12 protein-coding genes are annotated in these 9,446 nt (G+C 62.1%); 8 read left to right on the forward strand and 4 right to left on the reverse strand.

Going from position 1 to position 9,446, the window contains the following annotated elements; genetic code table 11:
• The first annotated feature begins 232 nt into the window (after nt 1-232).
• Complete coding sequence (locus tag QRN22_RS02485) at nt 233-952, forward strand: TorF family putative porin (RefSeq protein WP_042554683.1); 720 nt, start codon at nt 233-235, stop codon at nt 950-952.
• Between the two features lie 205 nt (nt 953-1,157).
• Nucleotides 1,158-1,592, forward strand: coding sequence for a glycine zipper domain-containing protein (locus QRN22_RS02490; protein ID WP_042554682.1), 435 nt, complete (start codon nt 1,158-1,160; stop codon nt 1,590-1,592).
• A 40-nt stretch (nt 1,593-1,632) separates the two neighbouring features.
• On the opposite strand, the gene QRN22_RS02495 is transcribed toward QRN22_RS02490, so the two are convergent.
• Nucleotides 1,633-2,067, reverse strand: a complete 435-nt coding sequence (locus tag QRN22_RS02495) for an acyl-CoA thioesterase (RefSeq protein ID WP_042554681.1) — start codon at nt 2,065-2,067, stop codon at nt 1,633-1,635.
• Nucleotides 2,068-2,148: 81 nt separating this feature from the next.
• A complete protein-coding gene (locus QRN22_RS02500; RefSeq protein WP_042554972.1) occupies nt 2,149-3,312 on the reverse strand; it encodes an iron-containing alcohol dehydrogenase in 1,164 nt (387 codons plus the stop codon).
• Nucleotides 3,313-3,742: 430 nt separating this feature from the next.
• On the opposite strand from QRN22_RS02500, the gene QRN22_RS02505 reads away from it, so the two are divergent.
• Nucleotides 3,743-4,246, forward strand: coding sequence for a hypothetical protein (locus QRN22_RS02505; protein ID WP_042554680.1), 504 nt, complete (start codon nt 3,743-3,745; stop codon nt 4,244-4,246).
• 110 nt (nt 4,247-4,356) lie between these two features.
• Here QRN22_RS02505 and QRN22_RS02510 read toward each other — a convergent pair whose 3' ends face one another.
• The gene (locus QRN22_RS02510) at nt 4,357-4,779 is read right to left on the reverse strand and encodes an HPF/RaiA family ribosome-associated protein (protein ID WP_042554679.1); all 423 of its coding nucleotides are present in this window, start codon (nt 4,777-4,779) and stop codon (nt 4,357-4,359) included.
• 116 nt (nt 4,780-4,895) lie between these two features.
• Nucleotides 4,896-5,498 carry a nitroreductase family protein gene (locus QRN22_RS02515; RefSeq protein WP_042554678.1) on the reverse strand — a complete coding sequence of 201 codons (603 nt, stop codon included), beginning with the start codon at nt 5,496-5,498 and terminating at the stop codon, nt 4,896-4,898.
• A gap of 265 nt (nt 5,499-5,763) precedes the next feature.
• Between QRN22_RS02515 and QRN22_RS02520 the strand changes: the two genes are divergently transcribed.
• The 5 genes from QRN22_RS02520 to QRN22_RS02540 form a co-directional block, all read left to right on the forward strand.
• Nucleotides 5,764-6,894, forward strand: a complete 1,131-nt coding sequence (locus tag QRN22_RS02520; RefSeq protein WP_042554677.1) for an MlaE family ABC transporter permease — start codon at nt 5,764-5,766, stop codon at nt 6,892-6,894.
• The gene (locus tag QRN22_RS02525) at nt 6,891-7,673 is read left to right on the forward strand and encodes an ABC transporter ATP-binding protein (RefSeq protein WP_042554676.1); all 783 of its coding nucleotides are present in this window, start codon (nt 6,891-6,893) and stop codon (nt 7,671-7,673) included. The genes QRN22_RS02520 and QRN22_RS02525 overlap by 4 nt, the downstream gene beginning before the upstream one ends.
• Nucleotides 7,674-8,591, forward strand: a complete 918-nt coding sequence (locus tag QRN22_RS02530) for an MlaD family protein (RefSeq protein WP_042554675.1) — start codon at nt 7,674-7,676, stop codon at nt 8,589-8,591.
• Nucleotides 8,588-9,217 carry an ABC-type transport auxiliary lipoprotein family protein gene (locus QRN22_RS02535; RefSeq protein ID WP_042554674.1) on the forward strand — a complete coding sequence of 210 codons (630 nt, stop codon included), beginning with the start codon at nt 8,588-8,590 and terminating at the stop codon, nt 9,215-9,217. Before QRN22_RS02530 ends, QRN22_RS02535 begins: the two co-directional genes overlap by 4 nt.
• Nucleotides 9,218-9,301: 84 nt before the next feature.
• A partial coding sequence (locus QRN22_RS02540) for a transposase (RefSeq protein ID WP_285401186.1) occupies nt 9,302-9,446 on the forward strand: 145 nt, incomplete at its 3' end.

Raw genomic sequence — 9,446 nt, forward strand, 5'->3', positions numbered from 1 at the left:
CAGCTCGTCGGAAACAGTGGCACTTATCGCCAAAAATAAGCTCTGATGTCCCTTTGCCGTTACCGCCCTCGGTTAACGTGCCCGCTTGAGCGCTCGACCGAAGCGCGTAGTTTCCAACCCAAGCCACGATGTGGCCCTTCGGGTTTCTGCCAGACGAGCGACAACCGTGCGAATGACCACCAGGCCGACTGCCTGGCACTTGGGTCATTGGCCTGCAACGGGAGGGAATACCATGCGGTTTTCATCTGCCGTCCTGCTTGGGGCGGCTCTGCTGAGCATCCACGCCCAGGCGGCGATCATGGAGCGCGAGCTGGGTGACTACGAGCTCAACCTGGGGACTACGCCGAGCCGCAGCATGGCGCAGGGGCTGGTCAAGCCAGAGAGCGGCGGCGCCTTTCACGGTGGCCTCGACTTGAGCCATCCAAGCGGCTGGTATCTGGGACAGTGGTCGCCCAATCTGGGTATCAGTCCAGGCAGTCGCATGGAGCTCAACAGCTATGTCGGCTATCGCCAGCAATTCGTCGACTCACTTGGCTATGAAGTCGGCACCATTCGTTACAGCCATCCGGGTTACACCTACCTCGACAGTCAGGACGTCTACGCGGGCCTGACCTATGACACACGACGCTTCGGCTTCTCCTTCAGCAATGACCCCAGCCGTTTCAACAGTACGGTTCTGGCCGACCTGGGCCGCATCCACTTGCTGGGCATGGCCGTCGTGGTGCGCTACGGCAATCACTTGCTCGACAACCCCAAGACGGTTTCCGGCGGCGGCCAGGTGAGTTCGTTCAACGACTGGTCCCTGAGCCTGTCTCGGCCCTGGAAAGGCATCGACTTCGATTTTTCCTATTCGGACTCCAGCCTGAGCGGCGACGCCTGTTCGGCCTATTCGGGCCACAATACCGAGTGCGAGGGCTGGTTCCTGATCAAGGCCTCCCGTTCGCTGTTCTGAATACGGACAAAGCCACGCGCCGCCTGGGCAAGCCCAACGTCGCACACATTTAGATACATTCATTCGTGTATCTTTAATCTCCCCTCTCGGGAATTTCCTTGCAGATCAGGCTCTAAGCTTGTGTCGCCGGTACAGCACCGCCGACCGCATGATCCATGGCCATGCCATGACTACGCCCGCAAGGGTATTTTTCGAGGGTTGCGCGATGCGTACATTCCTTACCGCATTGGCTTTCAGTGCACTGGTTTCTCCCCTGGCCAACGCCGATACCACCAAGACCGCCATTGGCAGCGGCGTCGGTGGCGCACTCGGCAATATCGTCGGTCAGCATCTGGGTGGCAGCACAGGCGCCGCGATCGGCGCTGGCCTGGGCGGCGCAGCAGGTGGCGCCATCAGCTCACGCAACAAAACGGAAGCCGCATTGGGCGGCGGCCTGGGTGCAGCAGGCGGGTCGGTACTGGGCAGCCAGTTCGGTGGCAGCACCGCATCGACCATTGGCGCAGGTCTGGGTGGCGCTGCCGGTGGCGCTCTGGCCAACGAGGTGGCCGACAGCAACCGTAACGAATCCCGCTACCGCGATAACGGCCATCGCCATGGCAAGAAGCACTACAAACGCCATCACAAACATCGTCATCGCTAATATCCATACAACCAAGGGCGCCGTCAGCGCCCTTGGTCGTTCAACGGACTCGCAACGCGTCCATCGCCAGTCGTAGCGTTTGCGGAATGGCAACCGGTCGGTTGCTCGACCGGTCGACGAACACATGCACGAAGCGCCCGGCCGCACAGGCCTGCTGCTCCCCTTCCTTGAACACCGCCAGCTCGTACTGCACCGAGCTATTGCCCAGATTGCCGACACGCAAGCCGATTTCGATGCGCTCGGGAAAGGCAATCGAAGCGAAGTAGTCGCAACTGGAGCTGACCACGAAGCCGACGACCTCGCCACGGTGGATGTCCAGGCCGCCCACCTCGATCAGATAGGTATTCACCGCACTATCGAAATAGCTGTAGTAGGTGACGTTATTGACGTGCCCGTATAGGTCGTTGTCATGCCAGCGCGTAGTGATCGGCAGGAAATGACGGTAGTGCTCGCGCAGATGCTGCGGCTGCTGCATGGGGACGACACCTTGCGTGGAGGATAAGCCGGCATGGTGCCGGCCTCCGCCACCACTGACAACCCGCGAGCAGCCGTTCGATCAGTAGGCGACCTGATAGATCGCCAGCGCATGGGCCTGGGTCATCTCCCGAGGATTATTGGCCAGCAGACGCTCGTGCAGCATGGCATCGGTGGCCAGACGTGGCAGCAGCGCCTGGTCGACACCGATGTCACGCAGGCGCCCAGGCAGACCACTACGCTCGCTGAGGTCGGCCAGTTCGATGATGAACTGCTCGGTATGATCCGTGGCATCGCCCGCGCGCAAACGCTCGCCGAGCAACAGCGGCGCCAGCTCTTCATAAAGCGGTGCGGCGACGGCTGCATTGAAGCCCAATACATGCGGCAACAGCACCGCCGTACTCACCCCGTGAGGCACCTGACAATGCCCGCCGAGGGGATAGGCCAGGGCATGCACTGCCGCCAGAGGCGCGTTGGCATAGGCCTGACCGGCGAGACAGGCGCCAAGCAGCATGGCCTGACGTGCCTCGCGGTTACTGCCGTTGTGCACCGCTTCGTCCAGATTGGCGCCGAGCAAGCGCAACGCCTCGCGAGCGAGCATGTCGGACAGCGGATTCTTGCGCCGCGCGCCGGTGTACGCCTCGACAGCGTGGCCCATGGCGAGCATGCCGCAGGCGGCGGTTACAGGCGCTGGCAATTGCAGGGTGAGATCAGCATCCAGCAGCGCCAGGTCCGGCAGCAAACGAGCCGACACCACCGCGATACGCGTCGCATGAGCCGTAGTGACCACCGCAATGGGCGTGACTTCGGAGCCACTGCCTGCAGTGGTCGGTACCTGAATCAACGGCAGGCGCTGCCCCATGGCCTTGTCGAGCCCATACAGATCATCAAGCGATTGCCTGCATTGCGGGTGGGCCAGCAAGGCAACCAGCTTGGCAACGTCCAGAGAGCTTCCGCCGCCGAATCCAATGATCAGGCCGGCCTGCACGTTCTTCGCGAAGTGTGCCGCGGCGTTTACCACGCTCTCCGGTGCTCCCGCCGTCACCCCATCGAATAGGTGCAGGGCGATATCACCGGCAGCAAAGGCAGCCCGTACTTCTTCGACAAAATCGAGCCGAGCGACACCGGCATCGGTGACCAACACCACCGAACGCGCTCCCCATGCTCGGCACAAGGGCACGAGCCGCTGCACGGCTCCCGGTTCGCAGATGAGATGGGCGGCCGTAGCGAAACTGAATGGCTGCATGACGCTTTCCTCTTCCAGTGGAGCGCTTGGATGATTGCGCGGCAGGCCATGCTTTTTTACGAATCGTACGAACTCGCAGATCACCACGATCAGGCAACGGCCCCTGCTGTTCATAGTAGGCCGTCAAACGACATCTGCCCGGAAAAGCCGATAACTCCTGCCATTCGTCGCGTTCTTGGGGAAATACAGCATGCTCCGCAACGCCCTTCCCCGCCGCCAGGCGCTTCGCTCGGGCATTTGGCCTCTGACCGCGCAGGCGAGCAACCATGCACCTTTGCGCGCAGATGACGCAGATCGACGCGACTGCCGGACATTCAGCCACCGAAAAAGTGCTAGTCCATCCGGTTCTTGGGTTTATGACACATCCGCCTAAGGGGTGCGTGATACCAGGCTTAGACTGAAAGCATCGAAGCGAAAGATGAGGTGACTCATGCCCCTTTCTATCGACGGCATGAATATCGGCCAGTACAGCTACCGCCCCGTTACGTCGTCGGGCAATGGCCTGCAGACCAACCAACTGGAGCGGGTGACGCCATCCGCTCAGCGTCTCAATGAAGCGCAGGAGCGCCTGCTCGAACGTCAGCGTTTAGAGCAGGATCGCCAGGAGCAGCTGCGTGAGGCACGTGAGCAGCGCATCGCCTTGCAGGAGGAGAGAGAAGAGCGAGCGCTGCAGTTGCGTCTCGAACGTGAAGATGCGGCGAACGCTTTCGATGAGCAATTGCGTGAGCAGCGCCTGGAGACCTTGCAGGAGCAGCGTCAGGACAACCTCAACCCGCTGTCGGCGGAGAACCTGGCAAGGCAGCGGGTACAACTGGAAACCAATCCAGCGGTCACCAATGCCTACCAGGTCAGCCCGCGATTGGCCGAGCAAGCCATCTCGACGTATCGGCAGACCGAGTCACCGGACTTCATCGGACGCAGCCTGGTGGCCTGACAAACGAACCGGCCGCCATGGGACGTCGCGATAACGACGCCCCATGGCGGCCGGTTTCATGCACGAGTTGGGAACATGCGCTCACCCGAACGAGTAAGCGCATCGAGAAATCATTCCTTGCCGAGCGCCTCCTGACGTTCCAGAAACTCTTCTTGCAGCAGCGCATCGGAATTTTCCGGCTCGCTGACATCCAGTTCCTGCTCGAGATGTCCGGTACCGACCGCTTTGCTTTCCAGCTTGCCGACCAGATGCTCCAGCGCGTGGCGCATCTTCTCGGCAGCGCCCTCCACCGCCTGATCCAGTGACTCGGCTTTGTGAGTGACCGAAAGCGGCTGATGGCCCTTGGGCCTGGCTTCGATCTGGCAGCGCTTGTCATCGGCACCGCTCTTGCTGCCATTCTCGTCGCTGATGTGCACTTCGACACGCGACAGGAACTCCTCGTAACGCTCCAGACGATCCGCCACCGATGCGCCGACCCATTCCTGGAGTCGGGCACTGCCTTCGATATGGTTGCTGTTCACTTGAACTTGCATGGTATTCCTCGCTTTTGACGGGTCTACAAGCTTGGAGGCAACGGATCAGGACTAGGTTCCTGCTGATTACCCCCTCGGCCAAGATACGCAGCACGCGCCAAGAAAGCGAAGGATGATCAGAACCGGTCGCGGATCACCACCTCGTCGAATGGCAGCTTGCCGATCCGCGGCTTGGCATCGACAGCTTTCCTGCCCACCGCGACCATCAGGCCGATCACGTGATTTTCCGGCAGATTGATCAGCTTGGCCACGGCATCGAAATCGAAACCATCCATGGGACAGGAGTCCAGGCCCTTGCCACGAGCGGCCAGCATCAGGGTCTGCGCCATCAGGCCACAACTGCGCATGGTCTCGTCACGCTGCACCTGAGGCTTGTCACGGTAGTAGGTGTCGATGGCACCCGCCATGTACTGCTGCACTTCAACCGGCGCCCCCTCCCACACTCGACCGACATTCTGCTCCCAGCTATCGACCTGCGCACAGATCACCACGAGCATCGAGGCATCGGTCATCTGCGCCTGCCCCCAGCCAGCTTCGCGAATCTGCTGACGCAAGGCCGGATCACTGACCTCGACCAGCCGCACATGCTGCAGGTTGAACGCTGACGGCGCGAGCAGTGCCAATTGCAGCAACTCGTTCTTCTCTTCACTGCTGAGGGTGAACCCTGCGTCGTAGCCCTTGATGGCGCGGCGGCTGCGAATGGCTTCGTCGATATGCATGGGAAACTCCTGAATCGCTGACGGAAAGAATCAATGCTAGGGTCTGTTGCCTGGCAAAACCATCGGGCTTTTGCGATTCGATTCATCGCCTGCAACGATTTATTCGAACCCCGTCCGCCCTGGTCAGTCGATTACCCATAGCCCGCACCAGCGCGGGTTTGCCACGCGCCTTGCGAATCGTGCATGCAAGCCAGGGTTTACAAGGGACCCTCGAGGCTCTATTACGGATGTCCCACACGAACGTTCGAGCGTTAAGCTGTCGACCATGACCAACCCGCCCTACATCTCCCTTGCCACTGCCGACGCCGCTGCGCTGAAGGTGGGTGGAGACTGGACGCTCGCACACTATGGTGCACTGCTCCCTCAGGTGGATGCGATCAGGCGCGAGCGCACCGATGATCTGCATGCCGACATCAGCGAACTGGACGCGCTGGATACCGCTGGCGCCAGCCTGCTGGTCGAGTTGCTCGGTGCCGAACGGCTGATGGAGCTACTGCTCACGGCAACGCTCAGCGACGAACGCCGCGCCTTGCTGCAGACCGTCGCCGCCGCCATGCAGACGGATCAGCAGGCCGCCGAGCATCCCGCCCGCTCGACCTACCGGGAGTTCTTCGGCCATATCGGTGAAGTGGTGGAAGGGGTCTGGCACAAGGCGGTCGGCCTGCTGGGCTTCGTCGGCCTCACCCTCAGCAGCATGCTGCTGATTCTGTTCAACCCGCGCCGCTGGCGGCTGACGTCCCTGGCTTCACACCTGGAACAGATCGGCCTCAACGCGGTGCCCATCGTTGCCTTGCTGACCTTTCTGGTCGGCGCCGTGGTGGCCTTCCTCGGCGCGACCATCCTCGCCGACTTCGGGGCGACCATCTACACGGTCGACCTCGTGGCGTTCTCATTCCTGCGTGAATTCGGCGTACTGCTCACCGCCATTCTCATGGCCGGCCGCACTGCCAGTGCCTTCACCGCGCAGATCGGCTCGATGAAGGCCAACGAGGAAATCGACGCGATCCGCACTTTGGGTCTCAACCCGATGGAGCTGCTGGTGCTGCCGCGGGTGTTCGCCATGCTCATCGCCCTGCCGCTGCTGACGTTCGTCGCCATGGTATGTGGCATGGTTGGTGGCGCCATGGTGTGCATGCTGACGCTGGATATCTCGCCGCCGATGTTCCTCTACCTGCTGCAGGAGAACATCCCGATCAATCACTTCCTGGTGGGCATGCTCAAGGCACCTATCTTCGCTTTTCTGATTGCCGTGATCGGTTGCCTGGAGGGCTTCAAGGTCACCGGCAGCGCCCGCTCGGTGGGGGAACGCACCACCTCCAGCGTGGTGCAATCGATCTTCGTGGTGATCGTGGTGGACGCCGTGGCCGCCCTGTTTCTGATGGAGATGGGCTGGTGAGCGAGAGAGCGATCATCCAGGTACGCGACCTGACCAATCAGTTCGGCCCGCAGGTGGTTCACCAGCATCTGGATCTCGATCTGTACCGCGGCGAAGTGCTTGGCGTGGTGGGCGGTTCGGGTACCGGCAAGTCCGTGCTGCTGCGCACCATCGTCGGCCTGCGTCAGCCCAACGCGGGCACGGTGCGGGTATTCGGCGAAGACCTGCTGACGCTGTCGGCACAACGTCGCTCCGAACTGGAGCGGCGCTTCGGCGTGCTCTATCAGCGTGGCGCGCTGTTTTCCTCGCTCACCGTCCTGGAGAACATCGCCCTGCCGCTGATCGAACATGCCGGGCTCACCCGTGCCAGTGCCGAGCGCCTGGCCGAATCCAAGGTGGCGCTGGTTGGCCTGCCCAGCCATGCGGGCGACAAATACCCGACCGAGTTGTCGGGCGGCATGATCAAGCGTGCAGCCCTGGCCCGCGCCCTGGCACTGGAGCCGGACATTCTGTTTCTCGATGAACCGACGGCGGGCCTCGACCCGATTGGCGCCGCGGCTTTCGACCAGTTGATACGCACCCTGCGTGATGCCCTGGGCCTCAGCGTTTTTCTGGTTACCCACGATCTGGATACGCTCTACACCCTCTGTGACCGGGTGGCGGTGCTGTCGCAGAAACGCGTGCTGGTGGCTGACAGACTGGAAGTGGTCGCCGCCACCGACGATGCCTGGATTCACGACTATTTTCACGGACCGCGCGGACGCGCCGCCGAGCAGGCCGCTGTGCCTAGGAGTGTTTGAATGGAACCGCGTGCCCACCACGTATTGATAGGCATGTTCACGGTGGCGATCGTCAGCGCCATCCTGCTGTTCGCCCTGTGGCTGGGCAAGTCCAGCGCGGACAAGCAGTTCAACTACTACGAAGTGGTCTTCACCGAGGCGGTCAGCGGCCTGTCCCAGGGCAGCGCCGTGCAATACAGCGGCATTCGCGTAGGTGACGTCACCAGCCTGACCCTCGACCCGCAGGATCCGCGCAAGGTGCACGCGAACATCCGCATCACCAGTTCCACACCGATCAAGGAAGACACCCGCGCGCGCTTGACCATCACCAATATCACCGGTGGCGCGGTGATCCAGCTGCATGGTGGCTCACCCGAAAGCCCGCCGTTGAAAGCCGGCAATGGTGCAACGCCGGTGATCATCGCCGACCGCTCGCCGCTGTCACGGCTGATGGCCAATGGCGAAGACCTGATGGTCAGCGTCACTCGCCTGCTCGACCGCGCCAACGCCATGTTCTCCCGCGAGAACACCCAGAACATCGCCAAGACCCTGCGCAATCTCGAGCAGATCACTGCCAGCGTTTCCGAACAGCGTGACGAGCTGCGCGAGGCACTGACTCAGATGAGCGCAGCCGGACGCGAAGCCGCAGCCCTGATGAACAACGCCAACCAGCTGTTCTCCGGCCCGGCGCAGAACACCCTGGACAGTGCCGAACGCCTGGTGACCTCGCTCGAGCGCACCAGCAACAATATCGAGCAGTTGCTGCAGGATAACCGTGCCGCACTCGACGGCGGCATGCAGGGCATCGGTGAGCTGGGCCCGGCCATCAACGAACTGCGTGACACGCTCGGCTCTCTGCGCTCGTTCTCTCGGCGCCTGGAAGAGGACCCCGCCGGCTACCTGCTGCGCAGCGACAGCATCAAGGAGTTCCAACCATGAAAGCACTCGCCACCGCTGGCGCTCTGTTGCTGACCGGTCTGCTCAGCGCCTGCTCGATTCTTCCCGCGGGCGAGACGCTGAGCGTCTACCTGCTGCCCAGCAATCTGCCCGTACGCGCCGCGGATGTGCCGCGAGAAAACTGGTCGCTACGGGTCAACCGACCGCAGAGCAGCCAGTTGCTCGACAGCCCACGAATTGCCGTGCTGCCGGACGGCGACCTGATCAGCGCCTACCAGGGGGCGCGCTGGAGCGATCGTGCTCCCGCCCTGTTTCGTGATCGGCTGATTGGTGCGTTTCTCGATGACGGTCGTATCGGTGCCGTCAGCAGCGACGACAGCCGCCTGCAGGCCGATCTTGAACTGAGTAGCGACCTGCGCGCCTTCCAGAGCGAGTACCGCAACGGTCGGCCGGAAGTGCACATCCTGCTCGACGCCCGCCTGGTGCAGGCAGGCAATCAGCGCATCCTCGCCAGCCGCCGCTTCGAAGTACGGCATATCGCCAACGACACCGCCGTGCCATCGGTGGTGAAGACATTCGGCGCCGCCAACGACCAGCTCTCGCAGCAGGTCATCGACTGGGTGGTGGAACAAGGGCGGCGCAATGCGCCAGGTAGCGGCAAGCCCTGAATGGAGCGGCTCTGAACTGGCTTAATAAATCTGGACACCTCAATCGGGCGCTATGATGGCGTCCACAACAGGGGGTGTTTTGTTATGCGTAACTCCTACTCGAACGATTTCAAGATCAAGGCGGCCAGCATGGTGCTGGACGAAGGGCAATCAGTGCCCCAGGTCTGCGCCAATCTGGATATCGGGCCCACCGCACTTCGCCGCTGGGTCAGTCAGTTGCGCCAGGAGC

The organism is Pseudomonas sp. MEJ086, from assembly GCF_030209025.1.
In the GTDB taxonomy this organism is placed as follows: domain Bacteria; phylum Pseudomonadota; class Gammaproteobacteria; order Pseudomonadales; family Pseudomonadaceae; genus Aquipseudomonas; species Aquipseudomonas fulva_A.